Here is a 17,951-nt window from a genome sequence, read left to right as displayed (position 1 = left end):
AGAAAGATTTAATCTTTAATTTATCTAAGATTTGTTATCATTTTCTATTGATATTTTTTATCAATCAATTATTTTTATAAGGATTTAAAATGTTAGTAACAAAAAAAGCTCCAGACTTCAAAGCTCCAGCAGTTTTGGCAAATAATACTATCGTAGAGGATTTTGAACTTTCAAAAAACTTAGGCAAAAATGGTGCAGTCGTATTCTTTTGGCCCAAAGACTTTACTTTTGTTTGCCCTTCAGAAATCATTGCAATGGACCACAGAGTTAAAGCATTTAACGAAAAAGGATTCAATGTCATTGGTGTTTCTATTGACTCTGATGTCGTGCATTTTGCGTGGAAAAATACTCCTGTCAATCAAGGCGGAATCGGAAATGTGCAATTTCCAATGGTTTCAGACATCACAAAGCAAATTTCACGCGATTATGAAGTGCTTATCGGCGACGCAGTTGCATTGCGCGGTTCTTTCTTGATTGACAAAAATCAAGTTGTCCGCCACGCGGTGATTAACGACTTACCACTTGGACGCAATATGGACGAAATGCTAAGAATGTGTGATGCGCTTACTTTCTTTGAGCAACACGGCGAAGTTTGCCCAGCAGGTTGGAACAAAGGCGATAAAGGAATGAAAGCAGATGCAAAAGGCGTAGCAGAATATCTTTCACAAAACGCAGACAAACTTTAAGCCGCAATAAACTGCCGCGAGGGTTTCTCCCTTGCGATTCCGCTACATTCAATTAATTTTCTCTCATAAAATTTTGTAAAATCCATAATTCTACTACACCCTTACAAGCAGAATAATCTAAAATCACAAAGTGAAGTAATCTATAATTACATAAAGGATTTATCGGGAGTAAAATATTAGATTATGGACTGCCGTGATTCCTTGCAGAATCTCTCTTGCTAGATTTTTCCTTTACGATGAAAAAGCACCTATTCTTGCTTATCCAAATAGCGCGTATCAAAGAGGCTGTTTAAATGTACATTGCCTAAAGCTACTTTCAAAGAAGTGAAAAAGTCCGGATTCGCTTCCTCCATTTCCTTTAGCATTTGCTTAGTTTTCTCGCGCGCATAAGGGCGTTTGTCATCTGTCCTCCATAGCACAGGACAATTACAATCGGGCGCAATATAAATGTTGTTTTTGGCAATAAAGTCAATAATTTGTCGCTCCCGCACAAAAATCAGCGGACGAATCACAAACAGCCCATTTCCCGCCTTATACAGCGGCGGCATAGAACGCAATGCACCATTATAAGTAAGATTCATCATAAAGCTTTCTGCGGCGTCGTCTAAATGGTGCGCTAAGGCGAGTTTATTAAATCCTCCCTCTAAAGCTTTGGTATAAAGCGCACCCCGCCGCATACGCGAACAAAAGCTACAAACCACACTTCCCTCGCGCTTGTTTTCCTCTAAAATCTTATAAATATCCGTGCGGTAGAGTTCATAGGGAATTCCAAGCTTCTCGCAATATTCAAAGATATATTCATATTCTCCCCCGCGCCCATAATCAATCGTAACTGCCTTAAACTCGAAGTTAAAAGGCGCGTATTTTTTCAGCCTTGCAAGAAGTGTCGCAAGAAGTATGGAATCCTTGCCTCCACTCAAGCCCAAAAGCACCTTATCGCTCTCTTTGATTAAGCCTAATTGCGCATTGGTAGAGCCTGTTATCTTTAAAATTTTTTTACTAATTTCTATACTTTCTTTGGTTTTAGGCATTGTCGCTCTTTTTGGTTTTTGTTTTATGCTTTGGCTTCATCTCTTGCATTATCGCTTGTTTGTCCTTAAGCGTCCATTCTTGCGTGATTTCATCAAAGGTCGCTAGTTTTGACAGAGTTTTGGTTATAGCACTTTTTTCCTCTATTTTTCGATTTTTTAATAAAAATTCTATGCTTTTTGCGTGAATCGCCTCTAGTGTGCAACTTTCATTTTTTCTTTTCAAATATTCAATAGTAAAATACACAAAAAATTCGTAAGCACTTAAGCTCTTATTAAATTCTATAATTTCCTTTTCAGTCATCAAACAATCTCCCTTGTGTGCCTTTTTCGTCTTTCAATCCCCATTCGCCTGTATCTTTATCTGTTGTAGCAATTTCACTTAAAATTTCTTTTATCAGTTTATTGTTTGCTTGCACCCCATTACTAGATAAAGGAATCACTTTTAATACAATCTCATTAAACTTTACGCCCTTATTTTGCTCACTTGCTCTACCTAAAATTGCTCTTATCAAATACTCCACTCGTTTTTCTAATGGAATCTTAAAATTACTAAAACTCGCATTCTCTCTTAAGTGATATTTTCCTTTCTTATCGCACTCAAATCTTTCGTTGATTGCTGGAATAAAATTTTCAAATTTATCAGCAATTCTATCAATATAATGCCCCTCAACAGCCTTTTGAATTAAACTATTCCATATTACATTAAGATTTGCTCCATTGCTATCAACAATAATTACTTCTACGATAACGATAATAAGCAAAGATTCCACATACACCAGCCTTGCCTTTTCTCAATTTTGTCTCGTGAAAAGTTTTATTACACATCGTAAGCGTATTATAAAACGCCAACATTAGCGAATACCGCAGATTGCGTTTGAGGATTCTATTTTCTTTGCTTCCACTTGGCGTGGTGTGTTTGAAAATAAGTTTCCTTAAAAGCGCAAGTTCGGCTAACTGCATTTTGCTAAAAAGCCCCAACACAGAATCCACATCACTTCCTTTGGGTAAAATCTCATCTTGTGGAATCCAAAGCGTAGAATCCTGCTCTTTTTGCGTTGCAATTTCTCCAAACTCGCTATCTAGCGCATTAGGATAATACTTCGCACCTTTTAGAATCTGCCTTGCCTCTTTGTGATTTTTAGGCTTGGGATTCTCCAAATTTCTATTCACAAAGCCTAATTTTTGCAAAAGTGGCGCGAGGATAAACTCCCGCACAGAATCCTCTTTGAAATCCTCATTTTCTAAACTTAAAAAGTCAAAAGCACTTTTCATTCCCTCTCCTTAAAATACCCTTGCAAACGCACATTCACAAATGCCAAAATTTCTGCTTCCTCCAATAAGTGTTTGTCGTATTTCACCACCACGACTTGTTCGCTTTCATTGATATACCATTCAAGGATTCCGCGCAGCTCTCCTAAAGCTTCCAAAGTCTGATTTGTAATTGCAACTTTAAGGGGCAGATAAAGATTCTTTTGCATTGTCGGATTTGCTAAAAGCGAAAAAGATAAAATCCACAAAAAAGACGCAATTACGACAAACATTGTGATAGAAAGCATACTAAAAAAGGTATAAAAATGCCCACCCAAAAGCGCGCCAAAAAAGCTACCCAAATAACCAAAAGAAGTAAAAATCCCCATTGCACTACCCTTTTGGTGTGCTTTGCAATAACGGCTTGCGAGGCTTTGCATAATGGGTTCGTGGATAGAGAATCCCACAAAAAACATAAGCACGCCAAAGATAAATACGCTTTGGCTTTGACTTAGCATTAGCAGATAACTAAGCACAAAAAGCAAAATTCCAACAATCATCACTGCTTTAAACTTACCCTTTTTCTCCGCTAATATCGCAGCGGGAGCCATTGCAAAGAATCCTAAAAGCGAGGCGGGAATATACACTTGCCACAAGTCCTCTTTGGGCATTTCAAAGCCCTTCACAAGCGCAATAGGAATAATCAAAAACGCCAAAGTCATAAAGCCCTTTTGCAAGAAATTGGTGAGATTCATAATTTGGAGATTCTTGTTTTTTAAAATTGCGCTATATTCTCCGCTTTGATTCGTGAAACGATAAGTAACTTTGGGCGTATTGGGCACAGCAATAAACAAAATCACAAGCCCAAAAAGTGCCAAAATACAGGTAACCCAAAAAAGACTTGGGATTCCATAATGCGCACCAAGAATCGGACCTAAAATCAGCGCAAAGGTAAAGCTAAGCGAAATCGTCCCTCCCATAAGCGCCATTGCTTTTGTGCGATTCTCTTCACGCACTAAATCCGCTATCATCGCACTTATCACACCTCCCACAGCTCCAGCTCCCTGCATTAGCCTCCCTACAATCAACCAATAAATATCCGAGCTTAAAGCGCAAACAAGCGAACCTAAAACAAAAACTACAAGCCCTAGCGCAATCATACTTTTGCGCCCAAACTTATCACTTAAGAATCCAAAAGGAATCTGAAATAAGACTTGCGTCAGCGCATATCCGCCCATTGCGATTCCAATGAGAATCGGGCTTGAGCCTTGAAGAGAAAGTGCATAAAGCGATAAAACAGGCATAACAATAAATAATCCAAAAAACCTAGAGGCTAGAATGAGGCTTAGAGGCAAGCTTTGCTTGATGAGGGATTCCTTTGCCATTTTGCGTCCTTATGCTAAAATTCCAAAACAAAAAGATGATTTTACCCAAAAATAAATAAAGGCAAGAATATGCGCTTGATTTTAGCAACTTCCAATGCGGATAAAATAAGAGAGATAAAAGAAATTTATGCGGATTTAACACGAGATTTTAACCTAAAAATTCTCGCTTGGAGCGAGCTAAGAGAGCCTTTTGAAATAGAGGAAAATGGCACGAGCTTCCAAGAAAATGCACTTTTGAAATCCAAAGCAGTTTTTGAAGCACTTAAATCACAAGGAATCCTAAATGCACGAGACATCGTCCTATCCGATGATAGCGGAATTTGTGTAGAAAAATTAGGAGGTGCACCGGGTATTCATAGCGCAAGATATAGCGGAGGTGGAACGGAGGCAAATTTAGAAAAACTGCGCGAGGAAATAGAAAAATGCGGCGGAATCTCAAAGGCGCATTATTGCGCTTGTATCGGAATCTCTAGCGCACAAGGCGACTTTAGCACACACGGGTTTATGTATGGTAAAGTGATTGCGCAAAAAAGGGGCAACAATGGCTTTGGCTATGACCCGATTTTTATTCCAAGTGGATTTACACAAACCCTAGCCGAGTTAAGCAGTGAGGAGAAAAACTCTATTTCTCATCGTAGAATCGCACTAGAAAATGCGTGCTATATCCTGCGTGCCTTGCTTGAAAAATAATATATTTTTCTCTATGATTGCAAAAAATTTTACAAAGGCGCACCAAATGAAACAAGCCATTCAGCAATTAATCGGGGGGGGCAAAATAAGCTAAATTTTCCTTTTATTTTAAAATTAAAACAACAATTTCAAAGATTTAGACGCAAAAAAGATTAAATTCTAGATTATTACACTATGTAGAAAAACTAACTCCACCCACATATCTAACCAAAATTGATATTCATCTAGCCGACCATTGTATCTAAACTGCTTTGGTTGCTCTCATTTCTCACAAGTGGCACAGCCAAAACTTCCAACACTGCAAACTTACGAAAAAGACATAAAAGCCTTAAGCGCAAATACTTCCCTAATGTGCCGATTTAACTTGTAACCAATGGCGTTTTGCTCCCAAAACAGAATCAAGAGTTTTGGCAATCTTGTAGAGAAAATGCAATAGAAATACACCCGACAAAGTATCCCATAAAGATAGATTGGGACGCAATACAAAGAATCTGCAAAGAGCAAGATGTGGTTTTTAAGTTTTTTATGAATTCTGATAAAAAACAAAAGGTAATGACTAAAATGATTTTGAATCCTAATGGAGATTCCAATCCTTTTTACAGCTTCATTGGTTGCACACTCCATCAATGCGCACAGCTTTATGATGGAAAACTTTATCCTTGCACTTTCACCGCTTATATTGAACATTTTAACAAGCACTTCTCACAAAATTTGCAAATCACACCTTTGGATTTTATAGACATTCATAAGCCCAATCTTACTTATCAAGAGATTCTAAGCTTTATGGCAAAGCCACTGCCCTTTTGTCGTTATTGCGATACAATGAAATGGCAACATATTGGAGAATGGAAGACTTCCAAAAAAGACATTGCAGAATATTTGGAATAGTTTTTAATGTTAGGATTGATAAGATTATAGATTGCCACGAATCCGCCACATAGATTCTTGCAATGACAAAAAATCAATCACTGCGTTCTTGCGTGTTACCCTCTTTTTCTCCACTAATTTTTAGCTCTGGTAGCTTTTCAATATATACGCTTTTGCTTGGAAATGCGAAGTTCAAGCCATTTTTCTCAATGATTTTCATAAATTCAAGCATTAACGCGCTTTTTGTCGCGCGAAAATCCTTAGAAGTAACTGCTTTGGTATAAAAATAAAGTTCAATGTTAATGCTGCTATCTGCAAAGTCGCTAAGATTCACATAACACGCGTTTTTGTAGCCCTCAAGGTCGTTCATAGAAACTAAGTTTTGGCGGTATTTGGTTGTAATATCACAAGCATTGAGTGCGCAATCTCCCTCGTGCGCTACAAGAGGGCTAGTCTCTAGGCACTCGCGCAAATCTTTAAGACAAGATTCCAACTGCTGTGGCGTGGCATTGTATTCTACGCCCAAATACATTTTAATGTGTCGTCCCACCTTGCGCTTAGACCAATTTTTAATGTTTGCCGACATAATTGCAGAGTTTTGCAAAAATACAAGAGAATTATCAAATGTCCTAATCGTCGTTTTTCTAAGTCCGGTTTCTACAATCGTTCCTTCAACGCCCAAGACTTCTACCCAATCGCCTTGATTAAAACTATCATCAAACAAAAGCATAACCGACGCAAAGAAGTTTGCGATAATATCCTTAGCAGCAAGAGCCATCGCCGCTCCACCGATTCCAAGCGAAGTAATTAATGCTGAAATATTGAATCCAAGCCGCGCCAAAACAAACAACAAGGCGATGGTAAGGACGACAAAATATAGAATCTTGACCACAACATTTACAATTTCCTTTTTTCCGCTTTTTTGTGCGATTTTGGAGACAAATAAGATTCCATAACTATCCAAAAGCACAAATACCGCCCACACAATAAAAAGCGCATAGATAATGTAAAATAAATTTGCGATTCCAAGAGAAATGGGTGCGGGATAATACACGATATTCACGCACACATTTAAACCATAAGTCAAAAGTAGCCAACCAACAGGCTTTTTAATGTGTTCAATAAACATTTTCTTAATATAATCTGTGTCTTTATTACGATAGACAAGCCGAATCAAGAAAAAATACAAAATATGCGATGAAAATTTGCGCAAAGACACAAAAAATGCGATAACGAGCAAAGAAATTACAATTTTGCCAACATTTAAAGATTCAATCGCCACAACTTTATTAATCTCATCAATACCCACTTGAAGTTTGAGTGAGCTAAAGAGATAATTGCTTTCAAACAAACTTGCATTGCCTCTTAAAAAACGTAGAATCTCACTATAAGAAGTAAGTGCATTTTCCAAAGTTGCTTCTTTTTGTGCTATTTTGTTTAGTTCTGACTCGTTTTGAATCTGCGACTTTTTCTCATCTAAATTTAATTTCCCGTATTGTGTTAGTTTCTCTATCGCTTCATCAAGCAGTGCTATCATTTCATTACTTGATGAAACATTCAAAAAAAGTTTTTCCAACCTAAAAAGAGCGGAATAAAAGACTTTGACCATATCCAATCGCGTTAAATCCAATGTCGTATCAATAAAGGCAAAGTTTTGATTGCGATTGTTTTCGTATTGCTTTTGTAGGCTTTCTAAGCTTTCTTGCGCTTTTAAAAACTCATCTACCGCGTCTTCATCAATCTTTTGCTCTACAATGATATGTGGAATCTTGTTTAAAATGATATTTTTCTCGCGCGAAATCTCCTCTATTATTTCCTTTGAAGCTGTTGCTTCAATGGCGGAATCCTGCTTGACTTGCTTTAACTTACTATTTAAATCCACATAAGTTTGCACCAACACAGACAGGCTATTTTCATTATTCTTGGTTTGCGCAAAGCTTAATGCATTGAATACACTCACACAAAAACAAAACACAAAAAATATTTTTTTCATTTCAAAATTCCTTTAATTTCAAGGCATTATTTTAACAAAAATTAAGCAGAAAAAATGACAAATTCCACTCTTTTATTGCATTAAGAACCCCTTATATTTGAGGCAAAAATACACTTGATTGTAACAACTTGGAATAAGAGAGATAAAAGAAATTTATAGGGCTGTGGCAATCTGTAATGTGGAATCTCACCTTGAAATATTTTTGATTGCTAAATTATGGATTATTTGGTCGTTTCGCTCCTTGTAAAGACGAAAGAGAGAAGCCTCGCAAGGGTGCGGCGGGGGATTGTCCTTGCGGGATTCTAAAATGACAAAATCTTAACTCTCTTTTAGCATTCGTTTTGCAAGTTTTTTCGCTTTGACTTCCTCTGCTTCGCGCTTAAGAGAAGCATAAAGCGTATTGGTATGGTCTTCTAGCATCTTTTGACTATTGGTTGGTTTTTCACCCTCTTTTGGAGCAAGTTTGATATATTCGCCATTACTTTGAAGTTCGTGTGCTTTAGCGTTGTCCTCGCTTTGAATCTTAATGATTCCAAAGAGTTTATCCGCTAAATTGTCTTCAAAAATAGGTGTCATAAGCTCCACACGACGTTCTAAGTTTCTAGGCATTAAGTCCGCACTTGCAAAATAAATCTGCACTTTTGCGTGTTTGAAATAGTAAATCCTTGCGTGTTCTAGGTATTTACCCACAATAGAAATTACACGGATATTTTCACTCACGCCTTTAACTCCTGGTCTTAAGCAGCAGATTCCACGCACAATCAAATCTATTTTCACACCCGCAGCAGACGCTTTATAGAGTGCCAAAATTACATCGGCATCTACAATAGAATTTGCCTTTAAAATAATGCATCCGTCTTTGCCTGCTTTGGTTTCGTTTTCAATCAATTCCAAAATTTTTGGCTTGATTTGCAAAGGAGCGGCAAGCAAAGTATTAAGCTTGGATTTATGAGAAAATCCTGAAAGATTGTGGAAAAACTTTGTCGCGTCTTGTGTGAATTCTCGCTTAGAAGTCATATAGCTAATATCTGTATAGATTTTGGCAGTGCTAGGATTGTAGTTTCCTGTGCTTAAATGCACATATTCTCGCAATTCTCGTCCGATACTTTTAATCACAAGGGCGATTTTTGCATGCACTTTCAGTCCGGGTACTCCATAGATAACATGCGCTCCTGCGGATTCTAATGCACGCGCCCAATGTAAGTTGTTTTCCTCATCAAAACGTGCTTTTAACTCCACTAGCGCAGTTACTTGCTTGCCATTTTCTGCGGCTTCAATCAAAGCTTTAACGATTGGAGAATTTTTACCCACACGATAAAGTGTCATTCGGATAGAAAAGACATCGGGGTCTTTTGCTGCACTTTGGATAAAATTCACCACAGGGTCAAAACTCTCATAAGGTTGAAATGAAAGAATATCTTGAGAATCTAGCACAGAGAAAATATTTGCGTTGGAATCTAGCGGTGGTAAGATTTTAGAAGTGTAGCTTGGGAAAGTCAATTTAGCAAAGTTTTTGTTGCCTACAATCTCCCAAAGAATATTGGAATTCATAGGTGCTTCGCACTCATAAATGTCTTCAGGAGTTACTTTAATGTATTGCTCTACAAAGTTTTTTAGCTCTAAATCATCAGTTTTCCGAATCTCTAAGCGGATAATCTCTCCTTTGCGCCGAGATTTCAAACCCTCTGTCATTAGAGCCATAAAGTCATCGCCCTCTTCCTCTTCAATCTCCATATCCGCATTTCTAGTAACCCTAAACGAAGTCCAACTCATCACTTTAAAGCCCGGGAATAGCTCATTTGTAAATTCTGCAACAATGGAATCCGTATGGAAATAAGTATCGCCTAAACGCACAAATCCGGGCAACATTCGCGAAATGCGAGTCATACCAAATTTAATCTCGCTTGGATTATCAATGCTTTGGAGTTTGAGAGCTAAAACATAGCTAAGATTATTTAAATGAGGGAAAGGGTGCGTCGCATCTACCGCTATTGGCACAACAATGGGATAAAGATGATTGACAAAATATTCTCGCAATTCCTTTTTCTGATTCTTATCCGCTTCATTATAGGTTTTGATACATAAGCCAAGTTTGCTTAATTCGTCTTTGATTTCAAAATAGCACGCCTCTAATCGTTGCTTTTCTAGTTTTAGATAACTACGAATCTCATCTAATTGCTCTTTTGGCGTCAATCTGTCTGGACCGCTCTCTGTAATGCGCGCACTATAAAGTCTTTTTAAACCTGCAACCCGCACCATATAAAATTCATCTAAATTTGTGCCATAAATTGCAATGAACTTTAAACGTTCCAAAAGCGGATTGTTAGAATCCTGTGCTTCACTCAACACACGCGTATTAAAGCGCAACCAAGACAACTCACGATTGATAAAATTTGCTGGCTTGTTAAAAGTATTTGGTGCCATTTTTACTCCTTTTGCTTAAATTGTTCTTATTTATTATAATAAAATTCGCATAAAACTTACCTTGAAAAAGCAACAATAAGGTTTAAGTTGTAATTTTGTATCATTTGCCTTAAATTTATTGTGGGATAATCAACGATGGAAAAATTGAATTATAAAGATTCTGGTGTAGATATTGTAGAGGGAAATGCACTTGTTGAAAACCTTAAAGGGCTTGTGAAACAGACTTTTAGTCCTAATGTTTTGGGTGGAATCGGCTCTTTTAGCGGGGCTTTTTTACTTCCTAGCGGTTACAAAGAGCCTGTTCTTTTGGCTGCAACAGACGGCGTAGGTACGAAACTAAAGCTTGCGATTGACAGCGGGATTTTAGATAGTGTTGGGATTGATTTAGTCGCAATGTGCGTGAATGATTTGATTTGCAATTTTGCAACTCCTTTGTTTTTCTTAGACTATTATGCCACAGGCAAACTCAATAAAGATTCCGCCTTAGAAGTCATTAGTGGAATCACACAAGGCTGTTTAGAAGCAGAATGCGCACTGATTGGTGGAGAAAGTGCAGAAATGCCCGGAATGTATCAACACAAAGACTTTGATTTAGCCGGCTTTGCAGTTGGAATCGCAGAACGCGCAGTGGTGCAGAGAGAATCGCAAGTCAAAGCCGGCGATATACTTATCGCCTTGCCAAGCAGTGGGATTCATTCCAATGGCTATTCTCTTGTGCGCAAGATTCTTTCTTCTCATCACATTGCATTGGATTCTACATTTGAGGGCAAACCGCTGATACAAACGCTCTTAACGCCAACTAAAATTTATGTCAAAACTTTCAAAAAATTACAAGACAAAATCAAAGCTCTTGCGCATATCACTGGAGGAGGGTTGATTGAAAACTTGCCGCGCGTTTTACCGCAAAATGTCTGCGCAAATGTCATCACAAAAAATATCCAATCTCTGCCAATTTTTGATATGCTCTGCCAATATGTAGAGGAAGAGGACAAATACAGAACCTTTAATATGGGTGTTGGAATGGTGTTAATCGTAGAAAATAGCGAGGTAGATTCTATCCTTAAAGAATCGGGAGGATATGTTTTAGGTGAGCTAGTCAATGGAGAAAAAGCTGTAAAATTTCTTTGATTTTAAAAAATTATGTTATAATATCAAGATAACATTGAGCTTAAATCTTATTTATGATTAAGTTTTAAGTATCTCAATTTCATCAACGAAAGTGAGATGATTTCTATGCTTGAAAGTCTAAAAAAATTTTTAAAAGTTTATCCGTTACCTATTTTTGTGCTATTACTTAGCTTTGTCATTTATTATTCTGCTTTTGAAATCATACGCAAAAAAGAAATTACTCCTATCGCTCCAGAAACCGAAGTGGATTCTATGCTTGGTGAAGAAAATAAAATCGCAACGAATGTTACAGAATTACCAAAACCTCTAACAGAATCCAATCCAACACAGCAAGAAGTGCAAACAACAGAAAATTTATCCACACAAGAGGTGCAAACTCAACCAATACAGCCACAAAAAACTTATCTCTCCACAAATGTCAAATCTCTAAATATTCGTCAAGAGCCAAGTACAACTGCGGCTATTGCAGGCAAGCTCACACCAACAGAACAGGTGATTCTTTTGGAAGAGAGAGGTGATTGGATTCTTATTGCGGACGCAGGAGATGAAAAACCACTAGGTTGGATTATGAAAAAATTTAGTTATGAAATCACACTTCCAACCCAAGTCCTTTCACAAGAACAAAATATAGAATTGCCAGAATCTCTTGTTGCGCCTATTTCTACGACAGCAAACAAAATCTATGTTACTTCTAATGTGCGTTCTTTAAATATTCGTCAAGAGCCAAATGCAACCTCCGCTGTTATTGGCAAACTAACACCCTCTCACAAGGCAATCCTCTTAGAACAACGCGGGGAATGGATTATGATTGGAACATCTGAAGAGGGTAAAGTATTAGGTTGGATTCTCAAAAGCTATACACAAGAGATTCCACAAGAAATTATGATTTCAGATACTAAACCCGCTAACCCAATGAATGCAGAATCTAAGCCAATTCCTGCTGTGCCAAACACTCTTGCCCTAGCACAAAATGACGTGCCCTTGCAACAAGCAACTAACACTCCAGATTTAAATGCTGCAAATGCGGAAATTCCAAATACCCAAAATGCAAATGCTCCGATTCAAAACACGCGGGATACACCCATTTACACTTCCAAAGTTCCAAGCTTAAATATCCGCGAATTGCCCTCCACAGACACACCTATAATTGGGAAATTGACACCCAATGATTCTGTTATTATCGTAGAAACGCAAGATGATTGGGTAAGAATCTTGGACGCTAATACACCTTCTATCAAAAATGGTTGGGTTGTTCGCCGCTCTCTTGTTACGCGACAATAGCTTCAATCCTCAAACGCGACTTTCAAAAACAAAGGAATCCTATGCAGTTTGCAGTAATTGGCAATCCTATTCATCATTCCCTCTCTCCTATTTTGCATAATTCTGCTTTCAAGGCTTTGGGAGTCGTCGGCTTTTATGGTCGCTATTTATTAGAGAATCCAAAAAAATTTTCTAGCCTCAAAAACCTGCATTTAACAGGCGCAAATATTACCGTGCCCTTCAAAGAAATTGCATTTAAATCCTGCGATGAAGTCTTTGGAATCGCACAAGAAATTGGCGCAGTCAATACCCTTGTGTTTGAAAAAGAAAAAATGCTAGGTTACAATACAGACGCTTTGGGATTTTATCAATGTATAGAATCCCTAAACCCTAAAAATGCCCTAATCTTAGGAGCAGGCGGCTCCGCAAAAGCTCTTGCTTGCATTTTAAAAGAAAAAAACATTGCCACAACAATTATTAATCGCTCGCAAAGCCGCTTAGAAAGCTTTATTGCATTGGGATTCCACACTGCAACTTTTGAAAACTTCACTCCAAAAGAATGTTTTGACCTCATTATCAACACTACGCCTGCGGGATTGACAAATGATTCTCTTCCCTTAGATTCTGCAATTCTTACTCCACTTTTGGATTCTGCCAAGTTTGCTTTTGATTTGGTTTATGGGAGAGAGACACCTTTTTTAACGCTTGCAAAGAGTTTAAATATCCCCAATAGCGATGGCAAACAAATGCTAATTAATCAAGCGATTTTAGCGTTTGAAATTTTTATGGAATCACAAAAGATTCCAATAGATAAAACAATTTTGCACCAGAGTATGCAAACCGCGCTTTAATATGCTACAATAGCTTCATTTTAATTTAAAGGCAACCCTATGCACACCATTATCACTTCGCGACATTTTGAACTAACGGATTCTATTAAAGATTATATTTATCATTTAACCGAAAGTTTGGGAAAATATAATTTAGACATCTTGAGTATCCGTGTTGTTATTTCTCATCAAGAAAAAAAGGGGCACAAAAAGGGAGAGAGAAAGAAAAAATATCTTTTCAATATTGATTTGACGCTTTCTTTAGCCCACGCTAACACCGTAGTGATTAGCCAAAACGACAAAGACCTTTATACTGCAGCAGACCTTGCTATCTCACGTATGCACAAAATCTTGCGTCGTTATCACGATAAAATCCATCACAAACAAGCAATCCCAAGCGAAACGATTGTAGCAAATCAAATCCTACGCGATGAAGCAAGCGCGCGCAAGGATGAGGACGAAATCGTGCCAATGGATTTGGATTTGCACAAACCTTTAGATATTGAAGACGCACTAGAGCGTCTCAAAAGCAGCTCGCAACAATTTTTTGTCTTTAACGACAAAGATTCCAAAATGCGTGTCATTTATAAACGAACTGATGGCAAATACGGACTCTACTAAACAAATCTATCTCGTAGGCGGTGCAGTGCGCGACAAACTCCTATGCCTACCCATCAAAGATAAGGATTATGTCGCGGTAGGTTATAGCGAAAAAAACTTTAGCCATTTATCACGCGTGGGCAAAAGCTTCCCTGTTTTTTTGTGCCAAGATGGCTCACAAATCGCCTTAGCGCGCAGAGAAAAGAAAGTTTCCACAGGTTATAACGGATTTTGCGTGCAAACACAGCAAGTCTCGCTACAAGAGGACTTAAAGCGACGCGACTTGACAATTAACTCCATTGCGCTAGATGAAGCAAAGGGCAAATATTACGACCCTTTTAATGGAATCCAAGATTTACAAAACAAGATTTTGCGCCACACTTCCGAATCTTTTTGTGAAGACCCTTTGCGCGTGCTTAGAATCGCAAGATTTCGCGCACGCTTTGGAATCTATTGGAAAATCCACCCCAGCACAAAAGTGCTGATTTATCAAATGCGCAAAGAGTTAGAATCGCTCGAGCCAAACCGCGTTTATTGCGAAGTAGAATCCGTAATGCAAACCTCTAATGCCTCTTTGTTTTTTGAAACACTTTTTGAATTAGGAGTTTTGGATATTATTTTTCCGCACCTCTATGCGCTCACCACCTTAAAAGAAGGCAATCTACACCATTTAGAAGCCTCCGTATTTGCTCACACAATGGAGGTTTTAAAAATTACCGAATCGCTAGCAAAAGCCCTCCAAGCAACACAACAAATTTCAAATAAACAGCTTTTGATTTTGAAATTCGCCGCCTTATATCACGATATTGCCAAACCTTATTGTTATCGCCATTTTGGTAATTCTAGCGGACACGACAAGCAAGAATATATTTTGCCTGCTCTTGATATTTTGATTCCAAAATCTATCCAAAAACCGATGTTACAACTCATCAAAAACCATATCAAAATTTACAAATTAGACGAAATGCGTCCCTCTAAAGTGATAGAGTTTTTTGATTCCTTTTGCAGAGATGAATCCCTGTTAAACCTGCAAATTACCTTGCTTTTTGCCGATAGAAAAGGGCGCATTGGCTTGCAAGATTCCACAAGTCAAAGTAAGGATTCGCCTTGCGATTCCCTTTCCAATCAAGCTTTTAGGCAACGCATACTTCAGACTTTTAATGCACTCAACGCCTATTCTCCCAAACTTTGGCTAGAATCCCAAAAGAATCTCCCAAACGCACAAGCCATTAAAGCACATATTTTGCAAGAAAAAATCAAGATTTTGGATTCTGTTTTTTATAAACCCTAAAATTTTACTCAGTTTGTAGCACACTGCAAAATACCGCCTTTCTTGGATTCTGCACTAGTGGAATCGCGGCAATCTATGATATTGCACTACTTGAATAATTCCATTGTAAAAGATTTCTGTATGTGGGATTATAGATTTGCAAGTGTGGGCAAATTGCTCCGCAATGTGCGCTTCGTCGCTTTGCTCCTCACAAGGACAAGGAGGCTTATTCCGCGCAATGACAACTTACGCACTTTGTCTCACTTTATTCATTTCTCGTAAGAGTGCGGTTAATTTTTTCTAACCATTTGTTTCGCAAGCGGTATAGAGCGACAATCTCCATACACATTAGTCCAAATATCACAGAATGCATTGAAAATGTTGCTCGTCTATAAACCGGAAATTCTATACACAAAGAGAAAAAGATTACGACAAAAGATATAAGGGCTATATAGAAAAATTTTCTTCCCCTGTATTTGCGGTAAATTCCATAATGAAAAATGCTATAAATTAGCACGACAGGAATACTATAAAACATTAACAAAGTATAATGCGCTCTAGGTCCAACGCCAGAGTAGCTATAATCATACATTCTAGAAGCGTATTCTAAAACACTCAATCCCACAAGGAAATTGCCAGATACTAAAAGCAAGAAAATGCAAAATAAAAAAACTTCTAATAAAATAAGCGAGAAAATCCTCATTAGCAATTATTCTGCTGTAAATTCTGTCCCAATTCCCGCGCTTGTGAAAAGCTCCAAAAGCAAAGAATGCGGAATCCGTCCGTCAATAATATGAGCTTTCCCCACCCCATTTTTAACACAATCCAAACACGCCTCTACCTTTGGAATCATTCCCCCACCAATCGTGCCATCTCGGTAGAGATTCTCTGTTTGAGCAATATTCAAGGATTCTATAATCTCACCATTTTTGTCCAATACGCCTTTGGTGTCGGTTAAAAAGATTGTGCGTTTTGCTCCTGTGGCAATCGCAATCGCACTTGCGGCAGAATCTGCATTGATGTTAAATCCCGGGTGTCCTGCCTCCTCACCACAAGCAATCGGCGCAATCACCGGCACAAGATTTTGAGCGAGCAAATTATCAATCACTTCACCGCGCGTTTCGATGATTTCACCTGTATAGCCATACCTGCCATTTTCCTTTGGCTTTGCTTGGAACAAAGAAGCGTCTTTGCCACTTAAACCTAGAGCATTTACGCCGTGAAAATTCAAAAAGGCTGTAATCTCCTTGTTAATCTCCCCGCTAAGCACCATTTCTACGATTTTTAGCGCGTCAATACTCGTAACGCGCAATCCATCTACAAATTCACTTTGAATCTCAAGTGCATTTAACAACTCATTAATACGCTTCCCACCACCATGCACGATGATAGGCTTAATTCCTAGCATATAAAGCATTACAATATCAATCGCAAATTGCTCCTTTAGATTCGGATTGATTTGCGCTGCACCCCCATATTTAATCACGATTTTAGAACCACGAAAAAACCGAATATAAGGTAGCGAATCCAAAAGAATAGAAACAATTTTAGAATAATTACGCATTTTGCCTCTTTATATAGTAAAATAATGCGAAATTATAACCAAAAGGATTGCAAATGCAAGAGAAAATTGTGTTTTTAGACGGACTAAGCTTGGGAGAACACGATTTGCAGGAAAAATTACTCAAAAAACTCCCAAATGCAGACTACACAGAGTATCCTACAACTACACCAGAACAGACGCTAGAGAGGGCAAAAGGTGCTACAATTGTGCTTAGCAATAAGGTCGTATTAGATGCTCCGATTTTAAATGCTCTCAAAGAAACCTTAAAACTCATTTGCATTACTGCTACTGGAATGAATAATGTGGATTTGGAAGCTGCAAAAGAATGTGGAATCGCAGTAAAAAATGTCGCGGGATATTCTACAAAAAGCGTGGCACAACACACTTTGATGATGGCATTAGCATTAAGTGCGAAGTTACCGCTTTATGATTTTTTCTGCAAAAGTGGTTATTACGCTTCTAGCGCACTTTTTACGAATCTCTCCAAACCATTAGAGCTACTTTACCGCAAAAAATGGGGAATCATAGGGTTAGGAAACATAGGACAAGAAGTAGCGAAGCTTGCAACTGCCTTTGGTGCAGAAGTTTGCTATTATTCTACTAGCGGTAAAAATCTCAATGCAGCCTATCCGCATAAGGATTTAAAGACACTTCTACAAGAATGCTTTGTCATCTCTATCCACGCGCCACTAAATGACAATACGAAAAACCTATTAAACAAAAACAATTTACATCTTATACAAAATGGCTCTATTCTTATCAATGTCGGACGAGGCGGAATCGTGAATGAAGAGGATTTGGCAGACGAGTTAAAAAAACGCGAATTTTATGCGGGATTTGATGTTTTTACAAAAGAACCTATACCGCAAAATCACCCTTTCTTGAATGAAGAAATAGCCAATCAGTTGATTTTGACGCCTCACAATGCTTGGGGATATGAGGAAAGCAAACGCGTATTGATTGACGGGGTGATAA

17 protein-coding genes are annotated in these 17,951 nt (G+C 38.1%); 9 read left to right on the top strand and 8 right to left on the bottom strand.

Annotated features, from left to right (window positions below; genetic code table 11):
- The first annotated feature begins 89 nt into the window (after window positions 1-89).
- A complete protein-coding gene (locus tag K2N75_RS05255; RefSeq protein WP_026943549.1) occupies window positions 90-686 on the top strand; it encodes a peroxiredoxin in 597 nt (198 codons plus the stop codon).
- A gap of 248 nt (window positions 687-934) precedes the next feature.
- On the opposite strand, the gene K2N75_RS05250 is transcribed toward K2N75_RS05255, so the two are convergent.
- From K2N75_RS05250 to K2N75_RS05230, 5 genes are read right to left on the bottom strand one after another with little or no spacing between them, the layout of a single operon-like run.
- Entirely contained in the window at window positions 935-1,717 is a 783-nt protein-coding gene (locus K2N75_RS05250) for an ATP-binding protein (protein WP_297680816.1), read from the bottom strand.
- The gene (locus tag K2N75_RS05245; RefSeq protein WP_300120111.1) at window positions 1,710-2,018 is read right to left on the bottom strand and encodes a hypothetical protein; all 309 of its coding nucleotides are present in this window, start codon (window positions 2,016-2,018) and stop codon (window positions 1,710-1,712) included. Before K2N75_RS05245 ends, K2N75_RS05250 begins: the two co-directional genes overlap by 8 nt.
- Window positions 2,011-2,487: a hypothetical protein gene (locus tag K2N75_RS05240; RefSeq protein WP_297680812.1), complete on the bottom strand. Its 477-nt coding sequence runs from the start codon at window positions 2,485-2,487 to the stop codon at window positions 2,011-2,013. Before K2N75_RS05240 ends, K2N75_RS05245 begins: the two co-directional genes overlap by 8 nt.
- Window positions 2,441-2,989, bottom strand: coding sequence for a hypothetical protein (locus K2N75_RS05235; RefSeq protein WP_297680810.1), 549 nt, complete (start codon window positions 2,987-2,989; stop codon window positions 2,441-2,443). Before K2N75_RS05235 ends, K2N75_RS05240 begins: the two co-directional genes overlap by 47 nt.
- On the bottom strand, window positions 2,986-4,350 hold the full coding sequence (locus K2N75_RS05230) for an MFS transporter (protein WP_297680808.1): 1,365 nt from the start codon (window positions 4,348-4,350) through the stop codon (window positions 2,986-2,988). The genes K2N75_RS05235 and K2N75_RS05230 overlap by 4 nt, the downstream gene beginning before the upstream one ends.
- Window positions 4,351-4,419: 69 nt before the next feature.
- Between K2N75_RS05230 and rdgB the strand changes: the two genes are divergently transcribed.
- Entirely contained in the window at window positions 4,420-5,040 is a 621-nt protein-coding gene (rdgB, locus tag K2N75_RS05225) for an RdgB/HAM1 family non-canonical purine NTP pyrophosphatase (protein WP_297680806.1), read from the top strand.
- A gap of 381 nt (window positions 5,041-5,421) precedes the next feature.
- Window positions 5,422-5,928, top strand: coding sequence for a hypothetical protein (locus tag K2N75_RS05220; RefSeq protein ID WP_297680804.1), 507 nt, complete (start codon window positions 5,422-5,424; stop codon window positions 5,926-5,928).
- Window positions 5,929-6,001: 73 nt separating this feature from the next.
- On the opposite strand, the gene K2N75_RS05215 is transcribed toward K2N75_RS05220, so the two are convergent.
- Together K2N75_RS05215 and K2N75_RS05210 are read right to left on the bottom strand one after the other, a co-directional pair.
- Complete coding sequence (locus K2N75_RS05215) at window positions 6,002-7,900, bottom strand: mechanosensitive ion channel family protein (protein WP_297680803.1); 1,899 nt, start codon at window positions 7,898-7,900, stop codon at window positions 6,002-6,004.
- Between the two features lie 318 nt (window positions 7,901-8,218).
- Window positions 8,219-10,324, bottom strand: coding sequence for an RNA degradosome polyphosphate kinase (locus tag K2N75_RS05210; RefSeq protein ID WP_297680802.1), 2,106 nt, complete (start codon window positions 10,322-10,324; stop codon window positions 8,219-8,221).
- Window positions 10,325-10,459: 135 nt separating this feature from the next.
- On the opposite strand from K2N75_RS05210, the gene purM reads away from it, so the two are divergent.
- The 5 genes from purM to K2N75_RS05185 all read left to right on the top strand — a co-directional run bounded on the left by purM (window position 10,460) and on the right by K2N75_RS05185 (window position 15,433).
- The gene (gene purM, locus K2N75_RS05205) at window positions 10,460-11,452 is read left to right on the top strand and encodes a phosphoribosylformylglycinamidine cyclo-ligase (RefSeq protein WP_297680801.1); all 993 of its coding nucleotides are present in this window, start codon (window positions 10,460-10,462) and stop codon (window positions 11,450-11,452) included.
- Between the two features lie 105 nt (window positions 11,453-11,557).
- A complete protein-coding gene (locus tag K2N75_RS05200) occupies window positions 11,558-12,733 on the top strand; it encodes an SH3 domain-containing protein (protein WP_297680800.1) in 1,176 nt (391 codons plus the stop codon).
- A gap of 41 nt (window positions 12,734-12,774) precedes the next feature.
- Entirely contained in the window at window positions 12,775-13,563 is a 789-nt protein-coding gene (locus K2N75_RS05195) for a shikimate dehydrogenase (protein ID WP_297680799.1), read from the top strand.
- A gap of 39 nt (window positions 13,564-13,602) precedes the next feature.
- Entirely contained in the window at window positions 13,603-14,163 is a 561-nt protein-coding gene (gene raiA / locus K2N75_RS05190; protein WP_297680798.1) for a ribosome-associated translation inhibitor RaiA, read from the top strand.
- Complete coding sequence (locus tag K2N75_RS05185; RefSeq protein WP_297680796.1) at window positions 14,141-15,433, top strand: HD domain-containing protein; 1,293 nt, start codon at window positions 14,141-14,143, stop codon at window positions 15,431-15,433. The genes raiA and K2N75_RS05185 overlap by 23 nt, the downstream gene beginning before the upstream one ends.
- A gap of 688 nt (window positions 15,434-16,121) precedes the next feature.
- Here the strand turns inward: K2N75_RS05185 and argB are convergent.
- Window positions 16,122-16,976, bottom strand: coding sequence for an acetylglutamate kinase (argB, locus tag K2N75_RS05180; protein WP_297680792.1), 855 nt, complete (start codon window positions 16,974-16,976; stop codon window positions 16,122-16,124).
- Between the two features lie 53 nt (window positions 16,977-17,029).
- On the opposite strand from argB, the gene K2N75_RS05175 reads away from it, so the two are divergent.
- Window positions 17,030-17,951 (top strand): D-2-hydroxyacid dehydrogenase (locus K2N75_RS05175; RefSeq protein WP_297680790.1); only part of this gene is annotated, 922 nt, incomplete at its 3' end.

Origin of the sequence: Helicobacter sp. (assembly GCF_029067145.1) — a bacterium.
Lineage (GTDB): Bacteria > Campylobacterota > Campylobacteria > Campylobacterales > Helicobacteraceae > Helicobacter_D.
This window is presented reverse-complemented; position numbering and strand designations above follow the sequence as displayed.

Bases quoted from the DNA above. Each gene is read 5' to 3' on its own strand.
- K2N75_RS05255 (WP_026943549.1), top strand. From the start codon at position 90: ATGTTAGTAACAAAAAAAGCTCCAGACTTCAAAGCTCCAGCAGTTTTG.
- K2N75_RS05250 (WP_297680816.1), bottom strand. From the start codon at position 1,717: ATGCCTAAAACCAAAGAAAGTATAGAAATTAGTAAAAAAATTTTAAAG.
- K2N75_RS05245 (WP_300120111.1), bottom strand. From the start codon at position 2,018: ATGACTGAAAAGGAAATTATAGAATTTAATAAGAGCTTAAGTGCTTAC.
- K2N75_RS05235 (WP_297680810.1), bottom strand. From the start codon at position 2,989: ATGAAAAGTGCTTTTGACTTTTTAAGTTTAGAAAATGAGGATTTCAAA.
- K2N75_RS05230 (WP_297680808.1), bottom strand. From the start codon at position 4,350: ATGGCAAAGGAATCCCTCATCAAGCAAAGCTTGCCTCTAAGCCTCATT.
- rdgB (WP_297680806.1), top strand. From the start codon at position 4,420: ATGCGCTTGATTTTAGCAACTTCCAATGCGGATAAAATAAGAGAGATA.
- K2N75_RS05215 (WP_297680803.1), bottom strand. From the start codon at position 7,900: ATGAAAAAAATATTTTTTGTGTTTTGTTTTTGTGTGAGTGTATTCAAT.
- K2N75_RS05210 (WP_297680802.1), bottom strand. From the start codon at position 10,324: ATGGCACCAAATACTTTTAACAAGCCAGCAAATTTTATCAATCGTGAG.
- purM (WP_297680801.1), top strand. From the start codon at position 10,460: ATGGAAAAATTGAATTATAAAGATTCTGGTGTAGATATTGTAGAGGGA.
- K2N75_RS05200 (WP_297680800.1), top strand. From the start codon at position 11,558: ATGCTTGAAAGTCTAAAAAAATTTTTAAAAGTTTATCCGTTACCTATT.
- K2N75_RS05195 (WP_297680799.1), top strand. From the start codon at position 12,775: ATGCAGTTTGCAGTAATTGGCAATCCTATTCATCATTCCCTCTCTCCT.
- raiA (WP_297680798.1), top strand. From the start codon at position 13,603: ATGCACACCATTATCACTTCGCGACATTTTGAACTAACGGATTCTATT.
- K2N75_RS05185 (WP_297680796.1), top strand. From the start codon at position 14,141: ATGGCAAATACGGACTCTACTAAACAAATCTATCTCGTAGGCGGTGCA.
- argB (WP_297680792.1), bottom strand. From the start codon at position 16,976: ATGCGTAATTATTCTAAAATTGTTTCTATTCTTTTGGATTCGCTACCT.